At 51.3% G+C, this 25,787-nt stretch carries 30 protein-coding genes and 1 pseudogene; 23 read left to right on the top strand and 8 right to left on the bottom strand.

Features of this window, described 5'->3' with window-relative positions:
* Nucleotides 1-13 precede the first annotated feature (13 nt).
* The 5 genes from F5I99_RS18955 to F5I99_RS18935 are packed head-to-tail and all read left to right on the top strand — an operon-like array spanning nt 14 to nt 6,041.
* Nucleotides 14-2,323: a DUF1989 domain-containing protein gene (locus F5I99_RS18955; RefSeq protein ID WP_225307487.1), complete on the top strand. Its 2,310-nt coding sequence runs from the start codon at nt 14-16 to the stop codon at nt 2,321-2,323.
* A gap of 18 nt (nt 2,324-2,341) precedes the next feature.
* Nucleotides 2,342-2,839: a dimethylamine monooxygenase subunit DmmA family protein gene (locus tag F5I99_RS18950; RefSeq protein ID WP_151058767.1), complete on the top strand. Its 498-nt coding sequence runs from the start codon at nt 2,342-2,344 to the stop codon at nt 2,837-2,839.
* 1 nt (nt 2,840) lies between these two features.
* On the top strand, nt 2,841-3,812 hold the full coding sequence (locus F5I99_RS18945) for a PDR/VanB family oxidoreductase (RefSeq protein WP_151058765.1): 972 nt from the start codon (nt 2,841-2,843) through the stop codon (nt 3,810-3,812).
* Nucleotides 3,813-3,821: 9 nt separating this feature from the next.
* Nucleotides 3,822-4,853 carry a heme-dependent oxidative N-demethylase family protein gene (locus tag F5I99_RS18940; protein WP_151058763.1) on the top strand — a complete coding sequence of 344 codons (1,032 nt, stop codon included), beginning with the start codon at nt 3,822-3,824 and terminating at the stop codon, nt 4,851-4,853.
* Nucleotides 4,854-4,910: 57 nt separating this feature from the next.
* Entirely contained in the window at nt 4,911-6,041 is a 1,131-nt protein-coding gene (locus F5I99_RS18935) for an aminomethyltransferase family protein (protein ID WP_151058761.1), read from the top strand.
* 242 nt (nt 6,042-6,283) lie between these two features.
* Here F5I99_RS18935 and F5I99_RS18930 read toward each other — a convergent pair whose 3' ends face one another.
* On the bottom strand, nt 6,284-6,787 hold the full coding sequence (locus F5I99_RS18930) for a phage integrase N-terminal SAM-like domain-containing protein (protein WP_151058759.1): 504 nt from the start codon (nt 6,785-6,787) through the stop codon (nt 6,284-6,286).
* 388 nt (nt 6,788-7,175) lie between these two features.
* Between F5I99_RS18930 and F5I99_RS19795 the strand changes: the two genes are divergently transcribed.
* The 9 genes from F5I99_RS19795 to F5I99_RS18885 all read left to right on the top strand — a co-directional run bounded on the left by F5I99_RS19795 (nt 7,176) and on the right by F5I99_RS18885 (nt 13,961).
* Nucleotides 7,176-7,772 (top strand): IS91 family transposase, encoded by a 597-nt coding sequence (locus F5I99_RS19795; protein WP_191905903.1) that lies wholly within the window; start codon nt 7,176-7,178, stop codon nt 7,770-7,772.
* Nucleotides 7,714-8,397, top strand: a complete 684-nt coding sequence (locus F5I99_RS19790; RefSeq protein WP_191905902.1) for a transposase — start codon at nt 7,714-7,716, stop codon at nt 8,395-8,397. Before F5I99_RS19795 ends, F5I99_RS19790 begins: the two co-directional genes overlap by 59 nt.
* Nucleotides 8,398-8,448: 51 nt before the next feature.
* The gene (locus F5I99_RS18915; protein ID WP_151058753.1) at nt 8,449-8,871 is read left to right on the top strand and encodes a hypothetical protein; all 423 of its coding nucleotides are present in this window, start codon (nt 8,449-8,451) and stop codon (nt 8,869-8,871) included.
* Between the two features lie 780 nt (nt 8,872-9,651).
* Complete coding sequence (locus F5I99_RS18910) at nt 9,652-10,083, top strand: acetyltransferase (protein ID WP_151058751.1); 432 nt, start codon at nt 9,652-9,654, stop codon at nt 10,081-10,083.
* Nucleotides 10,084-10,202: 119 nt separating this feature from the next.
* A complete protein-coding gene (locus tag F5I99_RS18905; protein WP_151058749.1) occupies nt 10,203-10,547 on the top strand; it encodes a hypothetical protein in 345 nt (114 codons plus the stop codon).
* Between the two features lie 97 nt (nt 10,548-10,644).
* A complete protein-coding gene (locus F5I99_RS18900; RefSeq protein WP_151058747.1) occupies nt 10,645-11,046 on the top strand; it encodes a hypothetical protein in 402 nt (133 codons plus the stop codon).
* Nucleotides 11,047-11,190: 144 nt separating this feature from the next.
* Nucleotides 11,191-12,762: an IS1182 family transposase gene (locus F5I99_RS18895; protein WP_151054447.1), complete on the top strand. Its 1,572-nt coding sequence runs from the start codon at nt 11,191-11,193 to the stop codon at nt 12,760-12,762.
* A 214-nt stretch (nt 12,763-12,976) separates the two neighbouring features.
* On the top strand, nt 12,977-13,345 hold the full coding sequence (locus F5I99_RS18890) for a DUF3703 domain-containing protein (RefSeq protein ID WP_151058745.1): 369 nt from the start codon (nt 12,977-12,979) through the stop codon (nt 13,343-13,345).
* 130 nt (nt 13,346-13,475) lie between these two features.
* Nucleotides 13,476-13,961, top strand: coding sequence for a GNAT family N-acetyltransferase (locus F5I99_RS18885; protein WP_151058743.1), 486 nt, complete (start codon nt 13,476-13,478; stop codon nt 13,959-13,961).
* A gap of 390 nt (nt 13,962-14,351) precedes the next feature.
* Here F5I99_RS18885 and F5I99_RS19490 read toward each other — a convergent pair whose 3' ends face one another.
* The 4 genes from F5I99_RS19490 to F5I99_RS18870 all read right to left on the bottom strand — a co-directional run bounded on the left by F5I99_RS19490 (nt 14,352) and on the right by F5I99_RS18870 (nt 16,209).
* On the bottom strand, nt 14,352-14,492 hold the full coding sequence (locus tag F5I99_RS19490) for a hypothetical protein (RefSeq protein ID WP_191905901.1): 141 nt from the start codon (nt 14,490-14,492) through the stop codon (nt 14,352-14,354).
* Nucleotides 14,493-14,514: 22 nt separating this feature from the next.
* Entirely contained in the window at nt 14,515-15,558 is a 1,044-nt protein-coding gene (locus F5I99_RS18880) for an IS110 family RNA-guided transposase (RefSeq protein ID WP_151058741.1), read from the bottom strand.
* 146 nt (nt 15,559-15,704) lie between these two features.
* Nucleotides 15,705-15,995, bottom strand: coding sequence for a type II toxin-antitoxin system RelE/ParE family toxin (locus F5I99_RS18875; RefSeq protein ID WP_151058739.1), 291 nt, complete (start codon nt 15,993-15,995; stop codon nt 15,705-15,707).
* Nucleotides 15,988-16,209, bottom strand: a complete 222-nt coding sequence (locus F5I99_RS18870) for a TA system antitoxin ParD family protein (protein ID WP_151058737.1) — start codon at nt 16,207-16,209, stop codon at nt 15,988-15,990. Before F5I99_RS18870 ends, F5I99_RS18875 begins: the two co-directional genes overlap by 8 nt.
* 280 nt (nt 16,210-16,489) lie before the next feature.
* Here F5I99_RS18870 and F5I99_RS18865 point away from each other — a divergent pair, with 280 nt between their 5' ends.
* From F5I99_RS18865 to brnA, 3 genes are all read left to right on the top strand, one after another.
* On the top strand, nt 16,490-16,783 hold the full coding sequence (locus F5I99_RS18865) for a HigA family addiction module antitoxin (RefSeq protein ID WP_023012140.1): 294 nt from the start codon (nt 16,490-16,492) through the stop codon (nt 16,781-16,783).
* 116 nt (nt 16,784-16,899) lie between these two features.
* Nucleotides 16,900-17,163: a BrnT family toxin gene (locus F5I99_RS18860; protein WP_151058735.1), complete on the top strand. Its 264-nt coding sequence runs from the start codon at nt 16,900-16,902 to the stop codon at nt 17,161-17,163.
* Nucleotides 17,153-17,422 (top strand): type II toxin-antitoxin system BrnA family antitoxin, encoded by a 270-nt coding sequence (gene brnA, locus F5I99_RS18855; RefSeq protein WP_151058733.1) that lies wholly within the window; start codon nt 17,153-17,155, stop codon nt 17,420-17,422. Before F5I99_RS18860 ends, brnA begins: the two co-directional genes overlap by 11 nt.
* Nucleotides 17,423-17,558: 136 nt before the next feature.
* Here the strand turns inward: brnA and creC are convergent, their stop codons facing one another.
* Both creC and creB read right to left on the bottom strand, forming a co-directional pair.
* Nucleotides 17,559-19,004, bottom strand: a complete 1,446-nt coding sequence (gene creC, locus F5I99_RS18850) for a two-component system sensor histidine kinase CreC (protein WP_151058731.1) — start codon at nt 19,002-19,004, stop codon at nt 17,559-17,561.
* Nucleotides 19,001-19,669, bottom strand: coding sequence for a two-component system response regulator CreB (creB, locus tag F5I99_RS18845; protein ID WP_151058729.1), 669 nt, complete (start codon nt 19,667-19,669; stop codon nt 19,001-19,003). The genes creC and creB overlap by 4 nt, the downstream gene beginning before the upstream one ends.
* A 229-nt stretch (nt 19,670-19,898) precedes the next feature.
* On the opposite strand from creB, the gene F5I99_RS18840 reads away from it, so the two are divergent.
* Nucleotides 19,899-21,953 (top strand): marine proteobacterial sortase target protein, encoded by a 2,055-nt coding sequence (locus F5I99_RS18840; RefSeq protein WP_191905900.1) that lies wholly within the window; start codon nt 19,899-19,901, stop codon nt 21,951-21,953.
* A complete protein-coding gene (locus tag F5I99_RS18835; protein WP_151058725.1) occupies nt 21,950-22,540 on the top strand; it encodes a class GN sortase in 591 nt (196 codons plus the stop codon). The genes F5I99_RS18840 and F5I99_RS18835 overlap by 4 nt, the downstream gene beginning before the upstream one ends.
* Nucleotides 22,541-22,582: 42 nt before the next feature.
* On the opposite strand, the gene F5I99_RS19750 is transcribed toward F5I99_RS18835, so the two are convergent.
* A complete protein-coding gene (locus F5I99_RS19750) occupies nt 22,583-22,738 on the bottom strand; it encodes a hypothetical protein (protein WP_225307486.1) in 156 nt (51 codons plus the stop codon).
* A gap of 233 nt (nt 22,739-22,971) precedes the next feature.
* Between F5I99_RS19750 and F5I99_RS18830 the strand changes: the two genes are divergently transcribed.
* The 4 genes and pseudogenes from F5I99_RS18830 to F5I99_RS18815 all read left to right on the top strand — a co-directional run bounded on the left by F5I99_RS18830 (nt 22,972) and on the right by F5I99_RS18815 (nt 25,716).
* Nucleotides 22,972-24,510, top strand: coding sequence for an IS1182 family transposase (locus F5I99_RS18830; protein WP_151056215.1), 1,539 nt, complete (start codon nt 22,972-22,974; stop codon nt 24,508-24,510).
* A gap of 210 nt (nt 24,511-24,720) precedes the next feature.
* Nucleotides 24,721-25,212 (top strand): annotated as a pseudogene (locus F5I99_RS18825) (DUF523 domain-containing protein).
* A 67-nt stretch (nt 25,213-25,279) separates the two neighbouring features.
* The gene (locus tag F5I99_RS18820; protein WP_225307485.1) at nt 25,280-25,438 is read left to right on the top strand and encodes a BrnT family toxin; all 159 of its coding nucleotides are present in this window, start codon (nt 25,280-25,282) and stop codon (nt 25,436-25,438) included.
* Between the two features lie 68 nt (nt 25,439-25,506).
* Nucleotides 25,507-25,716, top strand: coding sequence for a BrnA antitoxin family protein (locus tag F5I99_RS18815; protein ID WP_151058723.1), 210 nt, complete (start codon nt 25,507-25,509; stop codon nt 25,714-25,716).
* Nucleotides 25,717-25,787: the final 71 nt, after the last annotated feature.

Here is a 25,787-nt window from a genome sequence, read left to right as displayed (position 1 = left end):
CAGGAGTTTGCTCATGACCAGGATGCCGACAGAGATAGCACCCATAATGCCTAGAGCCTCTGCACCCGCGGAACCGGCGCTGTATGCACGTGACCAGACGCGCCAGCGCTACCGGGTCGCTCCGGGTAGGATACTGACACTGCAACTGGCGGCAGGGGATGAGTTGCAGGTGATCGATACCGAAGGCTGTCAGCCTGCCGAACTCATGGCGCTGGACGCTGAGGGCAAGCCTGCGCTGGCGGCCCTGCAGTTGCAAAGTGATCCAGAAGGGGTGTTTATTGGCCATCAATTGCACTATCCGAGCGATTTCCCCAACGCCGCACGGCTTTGGAGTGGCGCCACCCCGGCGGGCCATAGCCGCCGTCTGAGCTGCCAACAGCCGATCACCCTGTTACTCGCGGCACCCGGCGGTCACACCCCAGTAGATCAACAGCAGCGCGCCAGCGAACTCTGTGTCTGGCATACACCTGCCAAGGCAGTGCAAATGCCCCAACTGCCCAAACCGCTGGCCGAGGTGCAGGAGGAATTCACCCTGCACCCGGGGACGGCCAGGGCCTATAGAGTCAACGCGGGTGAATACATTCAGGTGATCGATGTGCAGGGCCGCCAGTGTTCCGACTTTGTCGCTTTCAGCCAACCAGCGCTGGCTCAGGGGCAGTCTATCGAGCTGGACCCGACAGTTACCCGCACACTTAATGGTCTCGCCTATCCAGGCCCCGGGCTGTTCAGCAAATTTTATGATCAGCAGATGCAGCCGATGCTGGAAGTGGTGCAAGACACAGTCGGGCGGCATGACACCTTTGCGCTGGCCTGTACTGCACGTTACTACGAAAGCCAGGGCTATTTCGGCCACGACAATTGCAGCGACAACATCAGCCGGGCACTGCAACCCTATGGGGTCGCCGCACGCCCAGGCTGGCCAGCGATCAATTTCTTCTTCAATACCGTCATCGATGCCCACCAGCACCTGCAGGTTGAAGAGCCCTGGTCACGCCCTGGGGACTATGTGTTGCTACGTGCCCTGCAAGATCTGGTCTGTGTCAGCACCTCCTGTCCGGATGATATCGACCCGGCCAATGGCTGGCAGCCCACCGACATTCATATCCGCCTCTACTCAGCCAAGGAGCATTTCAGTCACGCCATGACCACACGAATCACTGCCGATGCCGAAGCTGTGCTGACCCGCCAGAGCGGCTTTTATCCGATCTTTTCTCAAATGACACAGCAATTCACCGACTATCGCGGCTGGTGGCTGCCGACACACTTTAATCACACGGGTCACACCCAGGAATACCTGGCCTGCCGTGAAAAAGTGGCGGTGATGGACCTGAGCGCACTGCGTAAGTTCGAGGTGATAGGCCCAGATGCCGAAGCGCTGCTGGACTACTGCCTGACGCGCGATATTCGCAAGCTGGCCGTAGGGCAGGTGGTCTACAGTGCGCTCTGCTATCCGCACGGCGGCATGCTCGATGATGGCACGCTGTTACGCATGGGGCCGGACAACTTCCGCTGGATAGGGGGAGAGGACTACGCCGGTATTTGGCTACGCGAACAAGCCGAGCGCCTGGGCATGAAGGTGTGGATCAAATCCGCCTCCGAGCAGATCCACAATCTGGCGGTACAGGGCCCCTTGAGTCGCGAACTGCTCAAGCAACTCATCTGGACACCCGCGGATCAGCCCAGCCTGGAAACACTCGGCTGGTTTCGCTTTACCCAGGGCCGACTGGATGATTACCAGGGCTGCCCGCTGATGGTGTCCCGCACCGGCTATACCGGTGAGCTGGGCTATGAGATCTGGTGCCATCCGGATGATGCCGCGAAGCTCTGGAAACGCCTGTGGGAAATCGGTCAGCCGATGGGAATGACGCCGCTGGGTCTGGATGCGCTGGATACGCTGCGTATTGAAGCCGGGCTGATTTTTGCCGGCTACGAGTTCTGTGACCAGACCGACCCCTTCACCGCCGGTATCGGCTTTTGCGTCCCGTTAAACACCAAACCGGGTGACTTTATCGGCCGCGAAGCCCTGCTTGAACGCAGCGCTCATCCCCAGCAGAAGCTGGTAGGGCTACAGCTGCAGGGTAACGAGTCAGCACAGCATGGCGATCCGGTCTATCAGGGCAGGGCGCAGGTCGGGGTGATCACCAGTGCCACCCGATCACCGCTGCTAGGACTCTGTATTGCCCTGTGCCGCCTGGATGTCCGTTATGCCGACCCAGGTCAGACAGTGCAGGTTGGCAAACTGGATGGCCAGCAAAAACGCATCGATGCCGAAGTCTGTGCACCGATTTTTTACGATCCGCAAAAGACCCGTGTGCGGGCTTGAATTGAATCAGGAGACGTCATGATGAGTGATCCAATACCCAGCGCACCGCGCTACACAACATCCACAGAGATCCCTCAGGCTAGGCACTATTTGCTGGCGCTACAGCCTGGCCATGAAACAGCCAGCACTGCGTTGCTAAAGGCGTTGCCATCCGCAACACAGCTATGGCAGCCAACCGCTGACAGCCCGGATTTCAGTGCCTTGAACAGCCTGTTGCAGGCCTGCCATCCCGGTACCCATCTGTGCATTAGTGGTGATGAAACCTTTATCTGGCATTGCCGTAATCAGGCCAGAGCCGCCGGACTACTGGATGCCGAGATGACCCTGCTGAAAACAGCTGAAGGACGCCAGGTCTACTGCGTGCATTGTAGTCAATTACAACCGGTATCCAACGACGATGAAGTGACCTGCCAGCACTGTGGTGTCCATCTCACCATACGCGAGCACTTCTCAAAACGCCTGGGCGCTTATATGGGCGTCTGTCTGAATGCCGACCAACCCTACGGAGCGCGCTGAGATGAAATCATCTGCCATTCAGGTCACCGTCAGCCGGATAGCGTCGCTGACCCCAGTGATCAAGGAATTTACCCTGACGCCAACAGGATCACCCACTGGAACACCAACCGGCACAACCTTACCCGGCTTCTCGCCCGGTAGTCATATTCAGATCGAACTGCCAACACCAACCCGGACACTGAAAAACGCCTACTCGCTGTTGAGCGATCCGGCCGACCTGTCGTGCTACCGAATTGCGGTGCGCTTGCAGGAAGGCTCACGGGGTGGTTCGCGCTATCTGCATGAGGCAGTCAAGGTGGGTGATACCTTGCATATCGCACCGCCAGCCAACCTGTTTGCACCCAGTTCAATGGCACAGCACCATATTCTTATCGCCGGAGGTATCGGGATTACCCCCTTTATGGCATACCTTGCTGAAATGCAGCGCCAGGGCATATCCCACGAACTGCACTATGCCTACACCGGAGGCCTGACCCACGCCTATGTAGAACCACTGCTACAGGCTAAAAATGGCCAGGTTACCACCTACGACAGCACCCGCGGTGAGCGTCTCGATATTGAACAAATCCTGAGCGGACAACCCCTGGGGGCCCAGGTGTATATCTGTGGTCCCGAACGCCTGCTCCAGGCCGTACAACAAACAGCCCATGCCCTGGGTTGGAGTGAAGGGCGGGTGCACTGGGAGGCCTTCGCGGCACCAGAACCCGGACAGCCATTTCATATCTATCTCGCCAAACAGGATAAAACCCTGGCCGTGAGTGCCGATGAAAGTCTGCTGGAAGCACTGGAAGCGGCCCAAATCGAACACCCCAACCTGTGTCGCGGGGGAGTCTGTGGACAGTGCGCCGCCCCTTATCTATCCGGACAGGTTGAACACCGCGACAGCTACCTGCCGTCATCCGATCAATCCCACCTGCTGATGCCCTGCGTATCGCGCGGTGCCTGTGACAGCACCCTGGTGCTGGACCTCTAGGAGAAACCCATGCCGACAACACTCAAACCCGTGGAAAGCTACCGCAACGACTTCAGTTTTCGCAACAGCCCGGAAGCGATCAAGCGCTTTCCCTTTCCCTTCCCGGAAGACCAGTATATGTACTCGGTCAATATCGAACCGGCCAGCAAAGGGTCGCCAGGGTCTGTCTATGAACACTGGTTCGATATCGATGAGCACTACCGTTCGGAAGTCGCCGAGCGGGCCCAGGTATTGGCACAAGATCCGGATCGCTGCCTGGTGATGCCCCACATGCAGCAAGCCGCCTGGGATACCCTGGAGATGCTGATGACACAGTTGTCACAGGACTATCCAGAGTGGTTTACCCTGCAACGCAACGGTGACCAATGGCTGTGGATAAACCGAGTGCTGGAGCTGCAGCAAGCCTTCACCTTCGGCGATGCCAGTAGTTTGCCCTACGAACCGCTGGAATATATCACCCGCCAGGTGCAGGGAGACTTTGCCCTGCTGGATCAACGCGAAAATAACCTGTGGATGGATGCCGGGATGGTGACCGGGCCAGCAGACTGGTCGCTGAAATTTGATGCCGGTATGAGCTTTACCGAATGGCATGCGCCGGTTCCCATGGCGCACCAGATGGGGGTGTTTGACCGGGCACTCAAATACCTGATGAACATCCAGGTCGACCGTCCTGTACGACGGCTCAACTGGACCCTGACCATTAACCCCAGACTGGATACCTCGTCAGAAACCTTCCACCTCTGGGGTCACGAACGCAGCAGCGTCACCACCGAAAACCTGGCCCGTCAGGTCCATCTGCGCGTCGAGTTGCAGTTTCTGTCTCGTCTGCCCCGCAGCAATGCACTGATGTTCAGCATTCGTACTTATCTGATCAGCCTGGAAGAACTGGTAACCCAACCCGAATGGGCCTGTCGCCTGCACCGAGTACTGCGCGATCTGCCCGATGAACTGGCCGACTACAAGGGCCTGAGCCAATACCGGCCACTGGTAGTGGAATGGCTGCGTCAGTTTGACCCGCAAGTGACCGCCTGTACGGCATAAAACCCTCACTTATCACCCGAACAACCGGCTCCAAATGGAGCCACAGGAGAATAGACTATGGCAAACTCTTGGCGCCAGAGCGCACTGGCAGAACGTCACCGGGCCCTGGGCTCACATCTGGAAGACTGGAACGGCATGGGTACCGCCTGGACCTATGCCACCGATCTGGCCGATGCCCACGAAGCGATTCGTACCCGTGCCGGACTCATGGATGTGTCGGGGCTGAAAAAAGTCCACTATGTCGGCCCGCATGCCGAATCCCTGCTCGACTACGCCACCTCCCGGGACATCTCCAAGGTCTATCCAGGCAAATCGGTGTATGCCACATTCCTGAATGAAGCCGGCAAGTTTGTCGACGATTGCGTCATTTACCGTACCGGACCCAATGCCTTCATGGTGGTACACGGCGCCGGTAACGGCTATGAAATGCTGGTACGTTCGGCCCAGGGTCGCCAGGTCGCCGTCCTCTTCGATGACGACCTGCACGACCTGTCACTGCAAGGCCCGAAAGCGGTGGATTTTCTGGAAAAGCATGTGCCAGGCATCCGCGAACTGGCCTACTTCCATCACCTGCAAACCAAGCTCTTCGGCTGCCCGGTGATGATCTCCCGCACCGGCTACACTGGCGAGCGCGGTTACGAAATCTTCTGCAAAGCCGCCGATGCACCGCTGATCTGGGACAGCATCCTGGAGCAGGGCGCGGAACTGGGCATCGTGCCCTGTGCCTTCACCACCCTCGACTGGCTCCGAGTGGAAAGCTACCTGTTGTTCTTCCCCTATGACAATTCAGAAAAGTATCCCTTCGACAACGAAGCGGCAGGCGACACCCTGTGGGAACTGGGCCTCGACTTCACCGTATCACCCACCAAGGGCGAGTTCCGTGGCGGTCTGGAACATGTCCGCCTGCAAGGTAAAGAGCGCTTCCGCATCTTCGGCGTATTGGTCGACGCCACGGAAGCCGCAGGCGAGGGCGACAGCCTCTGGGCCGATGGCCGCCAGGTTGGTGTCATCACCTGCGCCATGTACTCACGCCTTACCGGCAAATCCATGGCCATCGCCCGCCTGGAACCCGCTTATGCCAAACAAGGCGCCCCACTAGAGGTGAAAGGCCAGCTCAACACCACCGCCATCGCCCACACCCTGCCGTTTGATGATCCGGAAAAGACCAAACGTACAGCTAAGGGTTAAACCTGGACAGGCCAAGCCTCCCGACATTCAGAAATTGAGTAAGGGAGGCCCAGGTCAACCGCAGAGATACCCAATCCTCAAATTTGCCTGCTATAATCCCAAACACAATTTGAGTCAGTTACAGCTGTGATGGAGCACGGGCCGGGCGGTAGCGTGTCTGGCGGTTAGTTAATCATCTATCCAAAGGGCTTGAAACGTTGCGTTCATATATGCCGATGACATGGGTGTAAATCATCGTTGTACTAATCACGAATGATCAAGCACTGCTGAGAAAAATCAACATCCTGTACACGCAAGCGAACCGACTCCATTACTCGAAGCCCAGAGCCATACATCAAACTGGCGACCAGTTTATGATCACCCTCCATAAAGCCTAATACACGCATGGCTTCATCATGTGAAAAAACAGTCGGTAAGCGCCTGCCTTTATTAGTTCGGGTAAATGCCAACTGGCCAAGATCTTTGTGCAGAAAGTGCTTATAAAGAAACACAATCGCATTCAACGCAGTTTTTTGCGTGTTGATAGCAACGTTACGTTGGTTAGCAAGATAGCTTAACCAGGCATCCACCTCGATAGCTCCCATCTCTTGTGGATGACGTTTCTGATGAAAATAAATGAAATCCTTTACCCAACCACAATAGGTTTTCTCTGTGCGGTAGGCCAAGTGCCGAGTGCGAACACACGCGCGGAACTGATCCATAAAGCGGACGGGGTTTGCAGGTAAGGGAGGCGGTATATCATCCATCAACAGATCCTTGTCATGAACCAAGCTTCAATACTGTTTTTATATACAGTATAAAATATATAGTCAAGACAGAGAACTGGAAAAATGATCGTAGAGGCTAAAATCTGGAAACAAAGTATTACAGCCATACTAATATATTTAAAATCATACACTTGTTACTAAGTTGGAAAATCGTGATAGTGGCCTCAATGATCGTTTTTCTCGCCAGACATGAAGACCGCACATGTCGTAGGAGATTGACCAGTCCTAGGTTTTGGATTAGTTTGAGTTAAATCAATGTGCTGAGATAGAAGTCTTGGCAAAGTGGCCTTTAAGGCTACGATATAAATGTTGGACATAACCGCTACGAGGTAGATCAATAAATTCAAAGACTTAAAGGCATATGGACATGCCGAATAGACTCTTGCAAAATGTGTTTCGGGCTTACAGCTCGGAGCTGGCTCAGCAGCCTCAGCCGCTGAAAAACCGAAAAGCCATCGATGCGATCACCTGCTGTCGCACCCCTGAAATGGGTGTAAGTACCTACCGGTGTGCCCAAGGGCATGGCAGCTGGGAGCATTATCACTCGTGCCGTCATCGAAGTTGTTACTTGTGTGCTGAACACCGGCGGGTAGAGTGGATCGAGAAGCAAAAAACACGCTTGTTGGCCGTACCTCATTTTCATTGTATTTTTACCCTGCCACATGAGTATCTGCCCTTATGGCGTTATAACGAAGCACTGTTTGCACGGGTATTGTTTCGTGCAAGCCAAGAGTCTTTGCTTGATCTTTTGTCGGCTCGGAAGCACGGAGGTATTAAACCAGGCCTGCTAATGACGCTTCATACCTGGGGACGTCGCTTGAACCTGCATCCACACATTCACTGTTTAGTCACAGCCGGTGGCATCCGTCACCGCTTCTCGGGAATGGAAGGCCCTCGGCGACTATTTGCTACCCACCAAAGTGCTTATGCAGGTGTATCGGGGCAAGGTCCAAGCCTTTCTTAAGATGGCCCTGGATCAGGGTGAATTAGTGTTGCCACCGGATTCAGGTAAACACGCCTTTTTAAGTCTGCGCCGTAGCCTGTACAAAAAGTCGTGGAGTGTTCGGATTGAAGAACGCTACGCGCATGGAAAAGGTGTGATGTTGTATTTGGCTCGCTATTGCCGAGGCGGCCCTTTGAACCCCAAGCAGCTCAAACGCTGGTCGGGTCATCACGTTGAAATGAGTTACTTCGATCATCGAAAACAGCGCACGGCTATGCAATGGCTAGCGCATCAACAACTGATAAAACGACTCTTAGAGCATGTACCTGCTGAAGGTGTTCATACCATCCGTCATGCAGGCTTGTATGCTTCAGCTTCGAAGGACTATGAGGCGATATTAGCCCAATTCGGTAACCTGGAAGGACAAAACCTGAAAACTTGTGTTGATAAGGAACATCGGTTAGTTTGCTGTAAATGTTGTGGTGAGCCGGGTTTGCTGATTGGGCAACGGTGGCGCCAGTCCAAAAAAGGAATTTCCTATATAACGGCAGGCGTCAGAGATTGTGCCAGCGGTTATCTCCAACAAAACGATGCACCATACACTGCAAACGTACTACTTAGTGATCTCGCAGCATTACCACCGTGATCATTTTTTTTGGTTCATGCAGCGATGGTGATCTAAGCGTTAGGTTTCATTATGCCAACTGTTCACCTTGATGCTGAGTCTATTGCCGAACGGCAACTATTGGCTGCACTTCAATTGGCGGCCGCTAAAAACTGGATTCCTGCCATTACCTTGGCTGGGGCGGCAGAAGAGATTCTGGGAAAAAGGCTCCGTAAACTTGGACGGCCGCCGTCATTTGATAGTATGAAAGCTGCTGTCTTAGAAATCGCAAAGCAAGCTGGCGGAGACGAGCCCGGCTTAGAAAAGGACATCGCATATCTCATCAACCTAACCAAGAACGAATTAAAGCACTATTCTGGAGATGAACTCATTGAGTTCGACCTTGAGCAAGATGGAGTGGAAATTCTAGAACGGGCCATAGCGAACTACGAAATGCTCACTGGTACAGTACTACCGGAAATGCTTCAGTTCTGGGCTAAACAAAGTGAAACCTAACAAATCGCTCAAGTTCGTTCCGCGCTTCGCGCTCCACCGGACGCGGCAAAGCCGCGCCGCTTAGCTCAAACGTTAGCCATATCTAAAGGTAAGAAAATGCAGGATCCAGCAGGGACTATAGTAATTGGAGTCATTACAGGCCTTCTCACAGCCTCTGTGCTGCTGATCCTTAAAAGTCTTTTTATGAATAGTTTTTTACCATGGTATAGGCAGACCATTTTTCGAGGGCTGGATATAAGTGGGAATTGGTACGCTGTTGGGCGTACCCAGAAAATTGTATTGGAACTCAGACAGTCGTGCGAAAGGCTATCTGGAAAAGCCACAGTCCAATTGCGAGCGGATAGCTTTGATCGAGACCGGACTGACCTCCACATTGATGATATTCGAACCTTTGAGGTTACCGGGCAGCTTTCGGAGCGTTTTGTTTCCTTACAACTCAAACACACAGACCCAAAGAGGCTTGGAGTCGTTACATTCCTTCTTCAAGTTCAGGGTGATGGAACTAAGCTAGAGGGCCAAGGGTCTTGGTATACGCCTCTTTCAGAACGCATCGTTTGTGGCAGTAGGATGTTCTATCGAGACGAAGCTAGGGCTCTGCAGACAGAGCGCCCACAAACTCCACCGATCGAAATCGAAGGGGATGAAGCTGCCGAGGACGACACGATTGCTAACGGAAACAAGATTCCTCCTCAAGCCCCTATGGGCTAACAAATGCAGTCAAGGGACGCTCCTTACGTCGCGCCCCTGCCGCCGGCGTTAAATTTTTAATTGAGTTAAGTGATGAACATTGAGATTGTAGAAAAAGCAGATCACCTTCAGCTATTAGCGATCTGGGAAGCATCGGTCAGAGCCACGCATGATTTTTTGGCGGAAGATGATTTACAGGAGTTAAAACCATTAATTCTTGAGCAGTATTTCGACGCAGTTGATTTAACGTGTGCTAAAAATAGCAATGGTGAAATACTAGGGTTTTGTGGCGTACATGATGGCAATATTGAAATGCTGTTTATCTCACCTGATGTGCGTGGAAAAGGGATAGGTGCTTTGTTAGCGGCCCATGCAATCAAAGATCAGGGAGCAACTAAGGTTGACGTGAATGAACAGAATGAGCAGGCGCTAGGTTTTTACCAACGTATTGGTTTTACGGTAACGGGTCGCTCACCAATAGATGGTCAGGGTAAGCCTTATCCGCTGCTGCATATGGCACTATAAAAATTTAACAAGGCCAGTCAAAGCGACGGCTTTTTCGTTGCGGCTTCGCCTTCACTACAAAGCCGCGCTTGCTGGCGGCGTTATGACGTGCAGGGCCTTGATTTATTGAGAAGAAAGTTATGGCATATGTGATAGCTGATACTGGAACGGAAAAGCAAAAGTTATATGCATTTGACTCTACGTCTAGCGATGGGAACGTTACTTGGGAATTGGTTAGAATTGAAAATACGAAATATGATCATGATGGTGCAATTCTCCTAAATGCTCATATGTTAAGTGAGCTTAAAGCTAAAAATGTAGCAGTATTTGAGTCTAAAAAGTCCGCCAAATCTGCATATCATAAGCTTGGAATATCTACTTGTCGGTATGTTGAACTGGTTTTTGAAATATCCCATGAATATAAATTACGAAAATATCTTGGCTATTCTTCATGGACAAAACTTAATAAAACTAAAGAGTCATAACAAATAATTTTAGTCGCCCGCAAGCGGGCTGGGACCTCCACTGCTACGCAGTTACGGCCCCTAAATTAGGCGTTATGTGTAAGGGAGGCGTCAAGCTATGCAAGAAAAGTTTGTTTACGTATTTTCGGGGGAGTTTGAAAATATTGGAGCAGCTTGCCTCTACTCTCAGTCTCAATGGGAGCCAGAACCAGATGAATCAGTTTCTGATGAAGAGTATGCAGCTTGGGAAGATCGGAATCCATCCCATAAACTACTAAAGAATATCGACTCATATTTAGATGAAGACTTCATCGAAACAGTTGATTTAGATTTTCAATACCTCTCTAGTATAGGAGTTGCGGCCTCCGATATAGCTCATATCAAAGAGAATATTGGTGGGGCGAACGTACTTGTGCTGGTTTATGAGCAGGCTTTAGGTGGCTTCCCTTTAAAAGAAACACCAGTTTCCAATTCATCGTTAACTTATTGTGGCCAGTTCAAGTTCCACTTTAAGCTTTAACACATAACAATTAATTGTAGTCGCCTCAATCAGGCTGGGACCTGTACTGCTACGCAGCTACGGCCCCTAAATTAGGCGTTCAGGCTGTAGAAAAACCTCTTCATCTATGGTCTGATGAGATTTTCAGGAGACGGAGGCTCTGGGATGGCTCGATTCAAACATTACGACTACAACCAGATGTCGATGGTGGTCATCAACTACTTGGAACAGATTCAACCGGGTACTTTTGAATTTGCGCTACACTACCTGATCTCTGAAAAACTCGACCTGTCTGCTTTTCATCAGCCCTATAAAAATGATGCTGAAGGCCGCCCAGCCTATGATCCGGCTATACTGCTCAAGATTATTTTATTTGCTTACTCAAAGGGCATTACCTCCAGCCGTGAAATCCAGTGGTGCTGCGAAACCAATATCATCTTCAAAGCGTTATCCTGCGATACCGTGCCGCACTTCACCACGATTGCTCACTTTATCAGTAGCCGAGGCCAGGCGATTGAAGCCTTATTTGAACAGGTGCTGCTGATCTGTGATCAACAAGGGTTGCTGGGTCATGAACTCTTTGCCATCGATGGCTGTAAGATGCGCTCCAATGCGTCGAAGGAATGGTCTGGTACGTTTAAGGAGTTGGAACAAAAGCGCCAGAAGCTCAAACGCCTGATCCAGCATCACCTCAGTGAGCATCAGGAAAAGGATACCCATGAAAGCGAAGAAGCGCTGGAGCATGATATTCGCAAGGCCAAGACCATCCAGACACTGGATGCGGCGGCCAACAAGATCGGTGATTTTTTAAAGCGCAGCCAGCCAAGGATGGGCAAGGGCAAACGCAGCAAGGAAGTGAAGAGTAATATCACTGATCCTGAATCAGCAAAAATGACCACCAGTAAAGGCACCATTCAAGGTTACAACGGTGTGGCCGCCGTCGATAAAAAGCATCAGATTGTCATTGATGCTCAAGCCTTCGGTGAAGGACAAGAGCACCACACCCTGCAACCAGTATTGGAAAGTATCAAGGCTCGTTATCAACGACTGGGCATTAATGACAACGTATATGCAAGTGGCATCATAGCGACGGCCGATACGGGTTTTGCGAATGAAGCCAATATGGAATATCTTCACCAGAACCAGATCAACGGTTACATTCCTGACAATCAGTTTAGAAGCCGTGATCCCAAATTCGCACACCAGAAAGACAAATACGGCAAGCGCCACCAGACACCCGGTAACCCTAAAGCTAAACACCTTATTCCAGCCAGTGAGTTCCAGTTTGATCCCGTGACGATGACGTGCAGATGTCCAGCGGGTGAGCAAATAAGTCATCGAGGTATCAGAACTAATGAACACGGCCAACTTACAGCCTACTTTGAAGGTCGGTTGCTCCAGTGCCGTCATTGTTCTAAAAAAGCGAGTTGCATGAAAAATCCGACATCAGCTGACCATCGCAAAGGAGCCGGAAGGCAAGTGAGCTTTGCGCTTAATGATCAAAGAGCACCCACCTACACCGACTGGATGAAACACCGAGTGGATAGTCCGAAGGGTAAGCAGATTTATAGTCACCGAATGTCTGTGGTGGAACCGGTATTCGGCAACATTGGGACCAACAAAAGGCTAAACCGCTTTAGCTTGCGCGGCAAAAGCAAGGTTCAGGGCCAGTGGCAGTTGTACTGCTTGGTGCATAATGTTGAAAAACTGGCAAAATACGGACAGTTAAGTAGTTGAAGCAACGAAGGCGTAAGCCCGGCTGAAAGCCTTATCAATCAGGCCACTGTTGACTGATGTGGCAGTAAGACAAAGAAATGCCAGTCCCGAGAGCGCCGAAACAGACATTGAAGGGAGTGGCATTATAAATGAACAAATCGAGCACCGAGGAAAGATTGATGCACTATAAATTGGTTTTTCTACAGGCTCGTTATACCCCTATCGGGAAGTCAGTATGCAACGTAGATTTTCAGAGCGAGTAGCCCCCTACGTCGAGTCGGAGCTCGCGAACGTCGCGCAGGCAAGGTTTGCCGGAGATACGCAGCTAGAATTTGTCCATCTGGAGCGTGCTCATGTGATTGGCCAGGAATCAACTTATTGGCATGTAAAAGTACATGTGTTGATGCTGCACTGGGCCGTTCGCAACCATTCTGTGCGAGAAGCACTCGGCCAGCTCTTTCGGATAGTTGGTGCTGCGACTAAAACAGCCTTTGGGTTGGTGCCACAAGGAAATACAGGTGGAGCCAACGTCAGTCCTTTCAAGAAAATGCCGATAGCACCAGACTTGGCAGCTTTGATTCAAAAGGCAAAGTCCGGTGTATAACCATACGCGTCACTCGGATGCCCTTATCGCCGCTTCACTGCGTCAAGGTCACCGGTGCGCTCTGCGTTATGTGCGCCGGGCATCGTTACAAAGCTTGTTGCAATATCTCAATGGATAAAAAGGAATTCTAATGTACAAAATCCGCCAAGCAGTAAAAGAAGACATTAATCGTATGGCAAAAATAGAAGAAATTTGTTTTTCTGAATCTGAAGCCGCGTCGTTAGAATCTTTTCAAAAACGATTCGCTGTTTTTCCAGAATGTTTCTTTGTAATGGAGTTTAATGGTATTGTAGTTGGTCATATTAACGGCTGTATATTCAATGCACCTGAACTTCCTGATGCACTTTACTCTGATGCAAAACTTCACTGTCCTCAAGGTGGGTACCAAACAGTATTTGGATTGGCTGTTGATCCTCAATACCAAAATAAGGGGTATGCATCAGCACTTACTAAATACTTTATTAAGTTTAGTAAAAACTGTAAACATAAAGGGATGGTGCTTACATGCAAAGATCATTTAGTAAAATTTTACGAAGGCTTTGGGTTTATTCATCAAGGGGTGTCAGCTTCAACTCATGGCGAAGCGCAGTGGAATGATATGTTGCTAACTTTCTAAATTAATCACATAACACCTATGAGCCTTCATCCTGTCAATAGGCATTAGTTTTTTATTGGCCGCGTCAGCGGCCAATACCAAGTTCCTGAGCCAGTGATCCTACTTCATCTGTCATCGTTGGCTGTGAATGACTTACAGCAAAAATACCGCAAGGGTACTTCCTTCGGTCGCCTTGAGGCTCACTTAACGTGGTTGTTAACCACTGCCAGACCAGATTGCTCCTTGCAGTTGGTCTGGGGCACTACGCCTACATGGATGTAGGCGATAGAGCGACGCAGGATGCCAAAGCCGAGACATTCATCGGTTAACCGGCCTCTGTCCTATTCAAACAGCGGGTTACCTTTCAGTCCCAGTTAGTTTCAGGTTCAGCGCCGGTGTAAGCCCACTCGCTCAGAGTATTGATGCACGCCAGCAGGACGGATAATCAAAGCGACGGGCTTCGAGTTGGGTGTAGAAATCGGGTTTCAGGTCTGAACGACCAGTCAGCAGAAGCCCGGTTTCAGCACACTCCGTAATGATCCAGTTAGACATCGATCATCATCCTGCTGCGTGACTAACTCGTTAAAAAGCGTTGTTCATCAAATACCTTTTCGTTCTTTAACATGAAATAGACCGCACGCCCAAGCTTGTGAGCCAATGCAGACAGGGCCTTGGCTTTGCTCATGCGTTTCTGAAAGCGTTGTAACAATTTTTGTGCACCCGGATTGCCCCGCAGGTAAAGCACAGCGGCTTCGGAAAAAGCCCATTTCAGATGGGCGTTACCGATTTTGTTGCCCTGGGTGCCATAGGTTTTACCGGCTGATTCGGCTTTGCACTTGATTAAGCGAGAGTAGGACGCAAACTTCTGGACAGATTCAAAGCGTCGAATATCGCCAACCTCATAGAGGATGGTCAGTGCCAGAATTCGTCCTATGCCGGGGACGGTCTTCAACAGATAGTAATAGGTCGGCTGATGCTTTTTGGCCTGTTTTTCCAGCAGCCACTCCACCTGGCTCAGCTCACGGTGATAGCAGTCAAGTACCGCCATATCCAGATCAATGTTGCGCTGAACAAGCGGATCATCAAAGGTCTTTCCCAGTTGCTCTCTAGCACTGACGTTCTTCAGGTTGACCTTGTTGGGTGGTGGGTTGTATTGACTGGTGGTGTTGACGACATGAGCTTTTAGATCCGCACCATGGCGAACCAATCCAGTACGGCGGCGAAGCAGATCACGCGTAGCGCGCATGCTTTTGGGATACACATAAGCCAGAGGAAAGTTACCACCCCTGATCAATGCCGCTATTTTGTGGGAATCTATCCGGTCATTCTTGGTTTTACCGCCGTGAATTGCCTTCATGTATAAGGCGTGACCGAGAATAAAAGTAATGCCTTGCTCTTCACAGAAGTCAGCTACCCAGTACCAGCAATGCATGCATTCAACACCCACGACCAGATCATCAAGATAGGGTTGGATCAGGCGATGCAGAGCATCAGGACTGGCAGGAATTTCCTTGTGCAACAAGGTTTTACCCTGCTGATTGAGGATACAGACATACAAGCTACGAGCATGCAAATCGACTCCACAATAATGACGATGAGTGCTATTGTAAAAGTTCATTGGGTCTTCTCCTTTTTGGTTTGGTCGCCTTCCAGCTTAGTCAATTTGGCTAGGCTGGGGAGAAGGCTCAATGAGTATCAAGCGCATGTTGCCGGACTGGTTTTCCGCTGGGCTCCAAACCAGCCGCAAATGCGGGCGTTACAACGTCATTTTGGTCGTTTGAGATCGCGGTAGAAGTTTTCGTGTGAGCCTAGGGCCATCAGTTCAAGGACAAGAGCGCCATCATCAAAACTGTAGCCGAGTAGAGTCAGTTGCTTGTTCATCTTGAACTTATGGACTCGTAAAAAGGCCAGGTCCCCTTTCTTTTGTTCTCCGATGTTGGGGTTGGCCATAAGCTCCTTCACGGCCAAATCAAGATCCTCTTTCTGATTAGGCTTGAGCTTTTTTACCGCTTTCTTGAATGTAGGGGTCTGTAATACAGTTGTGGCTTTAACCAAAATCGTAGGCCTCCAGTTTTCCGGCGTCCCGTTCTGCCTGCGCGATGATGGCCTGCCTTACAAACTCGTAGGGTAAATCAGGGTTATCTTCCATTATTTCGCCGATTTTTGCCCAATGTTCTATTTGCTTGGGTGGGGTTCGATTAAGCGCTTTGGCCATAATAGTTGCCTTTTCGATTAGGTTTTGATCTAAGCGAATGCTGTTCGTAGCCATTTGTACCTCCAGAGTTGGATTTCCTCAATTGTAGCAATGCGCCACAATTGAGGCAAGTTGTAACAGACACTGTTGTCGGACTGCTTTTCCGCTGGCGCTACAAAGCAGCCGCAAAGCGCGGCGTTAAGCTCTGTTGTTGCATGATGCGCAACATGCTATCATTGCCTCATGATTAAATCATTCCGTCACAAAGGACTGAAATGGTTCTACTCGACTGGCGCATGACGTTCGAATTCCAGGACGGTAACGCCTACATTCTTGATTATGAGGATTATAACTAATGACTATGCATAATCCGCCGCATCCGGGTGAATTCATTCGCGAGGTGTACCTGGAGCCTTTCGGTATCAGCTCCCGTCAGCTTGCTTCCAGTCTGGGCGTTTCACCTTCTACTTTGTCTCGGCTGCTCAAAGGGGATAGTGGCATTAGCCCTGAAATGTCTTTGCGGCTATCCAAGGTTCTCGGGCGTACTCCTGAGAGCTGGTTGGCGATGCAAGATATGTATGACCTATGGGTGGCTCGCGGCACAGTCAATCTGGATGGTATTCATCGCCTGGACTTCGAAGCAGCTTAACCAATGGCTGTTGTCGGACGCGCCTGCGCTGGCGCTCCGGCACGCAGCAAAGCCAAGCGTTAGCAGCTCCCTCCACCTACCTTGCCAAATGAGTAAAAAAGGGATAATTTATACTCATGAACATTTTCGAGTTTGATGACGAGAAAAGCCAGGCGAATCGCCATAAGCATGGAATCGACTTTCATGATGCTCAAGTGCTATGGGAAGACCAAGACCTACTAGAAGTTCGGGCGAAATCATCTGATGAACCTCGTTACCTGGTTATTGGTCTTATAGGGATGAAGCACTGGTCTGCTGTTATCACTTATCGAGGTGAGAAGATTCGTCTTATTTCGGTACGACGCTCGCGCAAGAGAGAGGTAGAGTTGTATGAAAGCTAAAGATTTTGACACGAAATTTGATGAAGGTGCAGATGACATCATTGATGATCTGGACGTCAAGAGCGCACGGCGGGTAAACCAGGAAGCGAAGCGTATTAACGTAGACTTTCCGGTTTGGGTAGTTGAGTCACTTGATCGCGAAGCTGCTCGAGTTGGTGTTACTCGACAATCAATTATTAAAGTTTGGCTGGTGGAGCGTTTGCGAGCTGAAGCTGCTAACAAGCCGCTCAAAAGTGACACCGTAAGCGGCGCACATTAGCGAGGCGTTGGACATAACCGCTAGGCAGACCATCTCCCGCGTCAGTTACACTTACTATGTAACGGATATCCCTTCCTGGGTTAAAGACAGCGAAGCATTGCAGAAGGCATTCAGCCAGATCGCAAAAGATATTTCATCACTCAGCTGGCAGTGTCAGTGAGAACACAGTGGCTGGTGGTTCCGTTTCGCGGTGGTAATTCAGCTTTCCGTTATGCAATTGCATAATTTCATGAACAAAACTCAGCCCCAGCCCACTGCCTTTGCTGCCATCTGTCCGGGGCAGACAGAAAAAGCGCTGGGTCAGTTTTTCTTCGGCAAAAGGCGGCACCCCGGGCCCGGAATCTTTTACGCTGATGTAAACAGAACCATCGTTTTGTATGGCACCGATCAGTACAGCTGACTCAGGCGGTGAGAACTCTATGGCGTTCCGGATCAGGTTGCTCAGTGCATCCTGCAGCAGGGTACTGTCGCCGGTGATGGACAGGGAAGGGTCACAGCTGTATTCAAGGCTGACTCTGTGCCGGCTGGCATAGTCTTCAAGGCTCCGGCAGACTGCTGTGATCAGCTCTTTCAGTGCGACTTTGTCGTGTCGTTCCAGGCTGCTCTGATATTCAATGGCGGCCAGTTTCAGCAAGCGCTCGATCAGCTCCTGCATCCTTGAACCTTGCTCAATAATATTATTGAGAAACTGATTGCGCCGTGCATCGGACATCGGTTCCTGTAACAGCTCTGCGGCACCACGGATACCGGCGATCGGGGCTTTCAGTTCGTGCGTCAGGCTCTGCACATAATCTGCCACATACGATTTGCCATCCAGTGCGTCTTTCATGCTTTCAAGCGCTTTACCCACACGCCCAACTTCATTATGACCAAGCGCAGGCAGAGCGGGGCGTTCGCCTCTGGAAACCCCTCTGGCATACTGTTCAAGGCGGAGCATAGGCCGTGTAATCCAGAGGGTGATCACAAGACCGGTCAACAGCGTTGCCAGTGCAGCGACCAGTGAAATCCAGAGCAGGTTGGTGCTCAGGTGGCTGATAAAGCGGTTAATGTTGCGGGTGGGCTTTCCGGTGGACACCACACCGATAATATCACCGCGATACAGCACCGGGCTTGCGACATAGAGCCGTTCGGTATCACTACGGCCGGTTACATCGTCGCTGCTGCGGGCACCATATTGACCGCGCAGAGTCAGATAGACATCGCGCCACTGGGAATAATCGCGGCCGGTATCGGTGTAATGGGAATCAAAAATCACGGTGCCACTGGCATCGGTGATATACATTCTCAGATCAACTTCGGTTTTAAGCAGATCATAAATCTGTGCGTTTAGCGGCCTGCCGGCCAGCCCTGCAAAGAGCCGTTCAGCCAGATGTGTGTCGATCACGGTGCCACCGCTTTCGCTGAAGCTGACGCCTTCGTTTGCGATCAGAGTGGCCATTATTTCTGATATATCGACCAGAATCTCCTCCTGAGCTTCTTTATAACGGGGCTCCAGCTCATCGAGTACCCAGTAAACCACACTGCCAAGGCCTGTCAGCACTGAAAACAGAAACACCAGAATCAGGCGTAATCTCAGGCTCATGCGCCCGCCTCAAAGCTGTAGCCAAGACCACGGTGGGTTCTGAGCGGGTCGCTGTTTTCGTTGATGTCGCGGATTTTGCGCCTGAGGGTTTTGATGTGTGTATCGACCGTGCGGTCGAAACTGCGTTCAGGCTCTTCCCACACCTGTTGCATCAACTGTTCACGGGAATAGATTCTGCCGGGATGGCTCATCAGTAACAGTAGCAGGCGGTATTCATAGCGGCTCAGATCCAGCAAGACACCATCCAGCGTGATTCTGGCGCCATCTGCATCGTGACTGAAGCCGGCAGAGGTGATATTCGCAGCTTCCGGAGGCTGGCGCAGGCGGGCACGGATACGGGCCGTGAGCACCCGGGGGCTGAAGGGTTTGGTGATGTAATCATCCGCGCCCAGTTCAAGACCCAGCACCTGGTCGATCTCTTCATGGCGGGAGGTCAGAAACACCACCGGCACAGAGGATGTCTGCCTGATGACCCGGCAGACATCAAATCCGCTCATATCGGGAAGGCCGATATCCAGCAGAACCAGCGCTATATTACCCTCGCTGAGTGCATCCAGAGCCTGCTGCCCGGTGGTGACCCAGATGCTATCCATCCGTTCGGTTTCCAGAGCATAGCGTATGGTGTCAGCAATAGATGGCTCGTCCTCAACAATCAGTACCGCCATGGTGTTCCCTCTGTTAAAACGCCGGTCCATAAGTGGTGCAGATGCTCACATTATCTCTGGCAGATCCGCTACTGTAAAGCCGCTTACATTACTACACATTATGTGTGCCACCTGTGCCTGAGTGTAATCTGGCGTTCTTATTTCACAGAAAAACAGGACTTCACACTCACTTCATATTTTCCTCAAGCAGAAAGCAGATACTTGCCACATCTTAATGAGGAGAAGAGAAATGCATACATTTTCACACAAGGGAATTCGCCCACTGATTCTGGCCTGTCTGATGATGGGGTGTGCACAGAATGCGGTTGCTGATGCCGTTACTCACGGTACCCTGGTATCCCGTGATGAGCAGGGGCAAAAGCAGGATATGCCGCTGGTCAGCACCCGTGTGGCCATGGATATTACAGGCTCTGTGCTGCGCGCTCAGGTGACCCAGGTATTCCATAACCCCACCAATAACTGGACAGAGGCACTGTATCTGTTCCCTCTGCCAGGTGAGGCCGCAGTTGATCACCTGAAAATGCAGATAGGAGACCGCATCATCGAGGGTGATATTCAGGAAAAAGAGCAGGCCCGGGCAACCTATGAGCAGGCAAAATCTCAGGGACAGAACGCCGCGCTCACCGAGCAGGACCGCCCCAACCTGTTTCACACATCCGTTGCCAATATTCCGCCGGGTGGCGAGGTCACCATCAGTATTGAGTACCAGCAGACACTGGTCTGGAAAGATGGCCGGTTCAGCGCCGGTTTCCCGCTGGCGATCACCCCACGTTATAACCCGGTACAGCCCGGAGAAGTGCGCCGTGTGGTTGAAGGACAGGCAACCCTGAACAGCGGCTGGCAGGTACTGCCGGGTGAGCGTAAAACAGTGATGGCCACAATCGGTGATGATGAAACCGCCGTCAGCAATACTCCGGGGCCTGTTGAGATCAGCCTTAATCTGCAACCTGGATTTAGACTCAGCGCTCTGGACAGCCCTTCACATCAGATCAGTCAGGAACAGACAGAAGATGGCCGCTACATCATCAGCCTGCTGGCGGATGAACCGGATGAGTACCGTGATTTTGTTTTGAACTGGACACCGGTGGAAAGCGACGAACCTTCGGCTGCGTTTTTCTCTGAGCAGCATGGGGATGAACACTATGGTCTGCTGATGCTGATGCCACCTCAGGATCTGCACACAGCACGCTTCAGCCGGGAAGTGGTCTTTGTGATTGATACATCAGGTTCCATGGCGGGTACCTCAATTGAAGCCGCGCGCAGAGCGCTGCAGGCCGGTATAGATGGGCTGGCATCTGATGACACGTTTAACGTGATTCAGTTTAACTCTTCAACCGATACGCTCTTTAACCAGCCGGTTATAGCCGATATCCAGCGCCGTCAGCAGGCCGCCAGCTATATCAACTCACTGCAGGCAGGCGGTGGTACCGAAATGGCACCTGCGCTGACTGCTGCACTGACAGGCATTCGCAGCAATGATGACACCCCCAGATTGCGCCAGATCGTGTTTATCACCGATGGTAGTGTGTCCAACGAACAGCAACTGTTTGATCTGATCCGCAGCCGTCTCAATAACACCCGCCTGTTCACCGTGGGTATCGGTAGCGCACCAAACAGTTACTTTATGGAAGAGGCCGCAGTAGCCGGGCGGGGCACCTTTACGTATATTGCGTCTCCGTCTGAATCTGAAAGCACCATGCAAACGCTGTTCAACAAGCTGGAAAAACCAGCAATGACCGATATCCGGATCGAAGGCGAGGGGATTAAAGACCTGATGCCATCGGTAATTCCTGACCTTTACTCCGGTGAGCCGCTGGCTGTTTCGATGAAACTGGCAAACGGCACAGGCGAAGTCCGTATCAGTGGCCGTACCGGTGATGCCGCATGGCAGGAAGCACTGATACTGGCACCGGCGGATAATACCCGGGGTATCATGACAGACTGGGCCCAGCGTGCGGTGCAGGACTGGCGCCGTGGGTATCTCAGAGGTGTCAGCGCAGAACAGATCCGTTCTGAAATCATTGCGCTGGGTCTTAAATATCACTTGGTTACGCCATACACCAGCCTGGTTGCCGTTGATAAAACACCTGTCCGTCCTGAACAGGAAGAGAGCGAAACTCTGGTGGTGCCTGTAGCCAAACCCCACGGCCTTGATCTGGGAATGGCCCAGGGCGCTACCGGGTATCAGCTGACCCTCGCCGGAGGACTTGCCGCACTGCTGGCAGCACTTTCCCTCATGATTGTGGAGCGTCGCAGAAAGTCCGGTTCAAGGTGGTGTGCATGACCCTCAGCATCCGTAACCTCACACTGGCAGCCCTTGTGGCTGCTGGTCTGATCCTCACCTCAACTGCACTGTGGATTCCTGCAAAAGCACGGCTGGCGCAATGGTTGCTGGCCGATGCCTGGGCCGAAAGTCTGGACAGCGGCACAGCAGTAAAACCCTGGCCTTGGGCCGACCACTGGCCGGTTGCGCGTCTGAGCGTGCCTGATATGGGTATTGATCAGATTGTACTGGCCGGAGATGGCGGCAGCTCGCTGGCTTTTGGCCCCGGTGAAAATATGCAGGCACATGCGATGACCCATGCCGCACGGATTATCAGCGGACACAGAGATACCCACTTCAGCTTCTTGAGGAATATACAACCAGGCCAGACTCTGATGCTCAGCGACCATAACGGAAATGTGACATACCAGATTGATCAGATTCAGGTGGTGGATTCGGCCGTTACCCGGCTGATGCCCACTGCCTTTCCAGATGGACTGATACTGGTGACCTGTTATCCCTTTGATGCGCTCACCGCAGGGGGAACCCAGCGGCTGGTTGTGATGGCCTCTGCTGTTGAACCTGAGAAGCCCCTGCATCCTGAGTAAAAGCATCTGGACCTCGTTACCGCTCGTCCTGTGTTGGCGGTGTTAGGCATGTGTATCAATTTTTGGAGAGTCTCCCATAATCTCAAATTTTTCTAGAAATGAGAGTGCAGATAGATTATTTTCATTTGAAAATCCTTTGGATTTGTTAAATTCTATATTTCTGCGTATCGCATCAAACATATTAAATTTTTCGTTCATAATAGGGTCTAACTCGGTTTAATAGTTGTCTGATTGAATGCAAGGTTTAAGCCATACCACCGTTGTATGGGGTATAGCTTAACAATCAGCTGCAGCGGAACAATTTACGCTGCGCTTCAATTGCCCGCTAAGCAAGGCGTTGAGACTGTCGGATAAGTCCTCCAGCTCTTGGCTGGTGGCGCAGTGATCCGCTAAAATCGCTGAATCGAATTTGAGATCAGAGGTAGCAAGGGATGGCGCGGTACAAACACTACGATTACAACCAGACCAAGATGATTCCGCTACGTTTCGCGGATCAGATCCAACCTGGCACCTTTGAGTATACGCTGAACCACGTAGTGGATAATGACCTCGATCTCAGCGTGTTTGAATCCCGCTATCGCAATGACGTCAACGGTGCTCCGGCATACGATCCGGCAATTCTGCTTAAGGTGGTGTTATTCGCTTACTCCCGAGGTATCACCAGTAGCCGCAAGATTGCTCAGGCATGTCGAGAGAACGTGATTTTCATGGCGCTGTCGGCTGACAGCCAACCTCATCACAGCACGATTGCAGATTTTATCTCCCGCATGGAGGAAGTGATCGCGCCGCTGTTTACACATGTTCTGATGGTGTGTGATGGGCTCAATCTGATTGGTCGGGAGATGTTTGCCATTGATGGCTGCAAGCTACCCTCTAATGCAGCCAAAGAGTGGAGTGGTACGCGAGCCGAATTAAACCGTAAACAAGCTAAGATAGACCGTGCGGTTTCACGCATGATGACCGCGCATCAGCAAGGTGACCGTCAGGATCAACCGCCTGAAATCCTCGCCCGTGAACAGGCCCAGATTGAAAAACTTGAAAAGGTCTCTGCCAAGATAAAAAAGCACTTGGCGACCGCGCCTGAACGGCTCGGTCAGCGTGGCACACCGGTAAAAGGAAATATCACTGATCCCGATAGTGCCAAGATGAAGACATCGAAAGGTGTCATTCAGGGCTACAATGGCGTAGCGGCTGTCGATAACAAACACCAGATCATCGTCCATGCTCACGCCTATGGCGCTGGTCAAGAACAGCACACCCTGGAACCCATGCTAATGGGGATTCACCGCCAGTTCCGGCAGATACAACCAGACTCATCGATTCTGCGTGAAGCCAAGATTACGGCTGACAGTGGATTCCACAGTGATGCCAATATGAAGCTGATCTATCGTTTGGGTATCGATGGTTACATTGCCGATAACCAGTTCCGTAAACGCGATCCACGCTTTGCTGAGTCCGTAACCTTCAAGACAGCCAAGGCACAACGGCGTAAAGAACGTGGTGGCCAGGTGGCACAACGCTTCACACCCGCTGACTTTGATTATGATCCGCTGACTGAAACCTGCCGCTGCCCGGCAGGTCAACCGATGTGGAAACGCTTCAAGGGAGTGATAGGTGAACAAGAAACCATCAGCTTCCAGGGTTACCGCCAACACTGTCGAGACTGCTCTCTAAAACATCAGTGCCTGCGCCGAGCTAATCAACAAGATGGACGTCAGGTTAGCTTTGCACTGGGTGAGCGCAAACCCCTGTCCAGTTTTATCGAGAAGATGAAGCAGAAGATCGACAGTCCAATGGGCCGCCATATCTACAGTCAGCGCTTGGGAACAGTCGAGCCAGTGTTCGGTAACCTGGAAAGCAACAAAGGTTTGAATCGGTTTACCCTGAGGGGTAAATCCAAGGTGAACGCACAGTGGTTGATGTACTGCATGGTGCATAACCTTGAGAAGATTGCGACACAGGGGCAATAAAGGCATTGAGTTAAGTCATAATCTACTAAATGGTGACTGTGATAGCCTAAACCAAAGAGTATCGGCTGTTTGAATGAGTGGCAATATTTACCTGATTTGAGCAGGTCACAATTAACAGAATGAGGAAGGGGCTGTCGATGCTCGGGATTTTGATTTCAAAATGTCTAATCCGACAGGCTCGTTAGCACCACAATCCTCGGAGGTGGCAATTTGAGAAAGGTATTAATGAGTGCCTGCCTTTTAGGGAGAAAGGTTAGATACGACGGCGGAAGCCTTTCGGTACATGATCAACTTATCGAGCAGTAGGTATCTGAGGGGCGGGTCGTTTCAGTCTGCCCGGAAGTTGAGGCCGGGATGAGTATCCCCAGGAAACCTGCGGAGATTTTCCAAGGTAACGGGAACATGGTGTTAGATGGTGAAACCGACGTTGTTGAAAAAGGCGGAAATGTGGTCACCGACGATTTCATTGCAGGTGCCTCCATTGCATTGGAACTGTGCAAAAAGCTTGGCATTGAGATAGCGGTACTGGCTGAGTCCAGTCCTTCTTGTGGTAGCTCTTTCATCTACGATGGTAGCTTTTCAGGTAACCGGATTTCGGGTATTGGGGTTACGGTCGCGTTGCTGCGCAGGCATGGTGTTCAAGTGTTTAGCCAACATGAGATAACGAATGCTAACAAGGCCATCCACGCGACGAGTGTGTGATGGCGGGCGTTAACAGTATCTGACTCAGCACCTTGAAAATACTTACATTGTAACTACAATATAATGCATGAGCCATCTCACCTTTGACTGGGATCCTCGTAAGGATGCCGCTAATCGAAAGAAGCATGACGTCTCGTTCGATGAGGCCAAAACCGCCTTTACAGACGAGTTCGGTCGTCTAATAGCGGATCCTGAGCATGCTGCTGACGAGGATCCGAGACGGTGAGACCATTCGAATCATCTCTGCGCGAAAGGCTGATAAGCGAGAGCGAAAGACTTATGAAGGGTATAGGCATGCGTGATCATTACGATTTTTCAGACTCCGTAAAAAATCCTTACGCCAAGAAGCTCAAGAAGCAGGTTACGATTAGGCTGGATGAAGATACCATTGCGTATTTCAAGAATCTGGCCGAAGAAAAAGACCTTCCGTATCAGAGCCTCATTAATCTCTATCTGCGCGACTGCGCGCAGTCACATAAAGACCTCAAAATTCAGTGGCAATAAACTGTTAACAAACAGTTGCTGCCGGACAGGCAAAAGCTCCGGCCAAAAAATGGCCTACTCTTTTTCCTGCC

The sequence above is a fragment of the Nitrincola iocasae genome (assembly GCF_008727795.1).
Taxonomy (GTDB): domain Bacteria; phylum Pseudomonadota; class Gammaproteobacteria; order Pseudomonadales; family Balneatricaceae; genus Nitrincola; species Nitrincola iocasae.
The sequence above is the reverse complement of the archived record's forward strand: the minus strand, read 5'-3'. Positions and strand labels throughout refer to the sequence as shown.

Coding starts and splice junctions, on each gene's coding strand:
- F5I99_RS18890 (WP_151058745.1), top strand. CDS start 12,977: ATGCAACGTAGATTTTCAGAGCGAGTAGCCCCCTACGTCGAGTCGGAG.
- F5I99_RS18885 (WP_151058743.1), top strand. CDS start 13,476: ATGTACAAAATCCGCCAAGCAGTAAAAGAAGACATTAATCGTATGGCA.
- creB (WP_151058729.1), bottom strand. CDS start 19,669: ATGGCGGTACTGATTGTTGAGGACGAGCCATCTATTGCTGACACCATA.
- F5I99_RS18935 (WP_151058761.1), top strand. CDS start 4,911: ATGGCAAACTCTTGGCGCCAGAGCGCACTGGCAGAACGTCACCGGGCC.
- F5I99_RS18950 (WP_151058767.1), top strand. CDS start 2,342: ATGATGAGTGATCCAATACCCAGCGCACCGCGCTACACAACATCCACA.
- F5I99_RS18835 (WP_151058725.1), top strand. CDS start 21,950: ATGACCCTCAGCATCCGTAACCTCACACTGGCAGCCCTTGTGGCTGCT.
- F5I99_RS18865 (WP_023012140.1), top strand. CDS start 16,490: ATGACTATGCATAATCCGCCGCATCCGGGTGAATTCATTCGCGAGGTG.
- F5I99_RS18900 (WP_151058747.1), top strand. CDS start 10,645: ATGCAAGAAAAGTTTGTTTACGTATTTTCGGGGGAGTTTGAAAATATT.
- F5I99_RS18895 (WP_151054447.1), top strand. CDS start 11,191: ATGGCTCGATTCAAACATTACGACTACAACCAGATGTCGATGGTGGTC.
- F5I99_RS18940 (WP_151058763.1), top strand. CDS start 3,822: ATGCCGACAACACTCAAACCCGTGGAAAGCTACCGCAACGACTTCAGT.
- F5I99_RS19750 (WP_225307486.1), bottom strand. CDS start 22,738: ATGAACGAAAAATTTAATATGTTTGATGCGATACGCAGAAATATAGAA.
- F5I99_RS19795 (WP_191905903.1), top strand. CDS start 7,176: ATGCCGAATAGACTCTTGCAAAATGTGTTTCGGGCTTACAGCTCGGAG.
- F5I99_RS18915 (WP_151058753.1), top strand. CDS start 8,449: ATGCCAACTGTTCACCTTGATGCTGAGTCTATTGCCGAACGGCAACTA.
- F5I99_RS18860 (WP_151058735.1), top strand. CDS start 16,900: ATGAACATTTTCGAGTTTGATGACGAGAAAAGCCAGGCGAATCGCCAT.
- F5I99_RS18815 (WP_151058723.1), top strand. CDS start 25,507: ATGCGTGATCATTACGATTTTTCAGACTCCGTAAAAAATCCTTACGCC.
- creC (WP_151058731.1), bottom strand. CDS start 19,004: ATGAGCCTGAGATTACGCCTGATTCTGGTGTTTCTGTTTTCAGTGCTG.
- F5I99_RS18840 (WP_191905900.1), top strand. CDS start 19,899: ATGCATACATTTTCACACAAGGGAATTCGCCCACTGATTCTGGCCTGT.
- F5I99_RS18870 (WP_151058737.1), bottom strand. CDS start 16,209: ATGGCTACGAACAGCATTCGCTTAGATCAAAACCTAATCGAAAAGGCA.
- brnA (WP_151058733.1), top strand. CDS start 17,153: ATGAAAGCTAAAGATTTTGACACGAAATTTGATGAAGGTGCAGATGAC.
- F5I99_RS18955 (WP_225307487.1), top strand. CDS start 14: ATGACCAGGATGCCGACAGAGATAGCACCCATAATGCCTAGAGCCTCT.
- F5I99_RS18930 (WP_151058759.1), bottom strand. CDS start 6,787: ATGGATGATATACCGCCTCCCTTACCTGCAAACCCCGTCCGCTTTATG.
- F5I99_RS18905 (WP_151058749.1), top strand. CDS start 10,203: ATGGCATATGTGATAGCTGATACTGGAACGGAAAAGCAAAAGTTATAT.
- F5I99_RS18830 (WP_151056215.1), top strand. CDS start 22,972: ATGGCGCGGTACAAACACTACGATTACAACCAGACCAAGATGATTCCG.
- F5I99_RS18820 (WP_225307485.1), top strand. CDS start 25,280: ATGAGCCATCTCACCTTTGACTGGGATCCTCGTAAGGATGCCGCTAAT.
- F5I99_RS18880 (WP_151058741.1), bottom strand. CDS start 15,558: ATGAACTTTTACAATAGCACTCATCGTCATTATTGTGGAGTCGATTTG.
- F5I99_RS19490 (WP_191905901.1), bottom strand. CDS start 14,492: ATGTCTAACTGGATCATTACGGAGTGTGCTGAAACCGGGCTTCTGCTG.
- F5I99_RS18910 (WP_151058751.1), top strand. CDS start 9,652: ATGAACATTGAGATTGTAGAAAAAGCAGATCACCTTCAGCTATTAGCG.
- F5I99_RS18945 (WP_151058765.1), top strand. CDS start 2,841: ATGAAATCATCTGCCATTCAGGTCACCGTCAGCCGGATAGCGTCGCTG.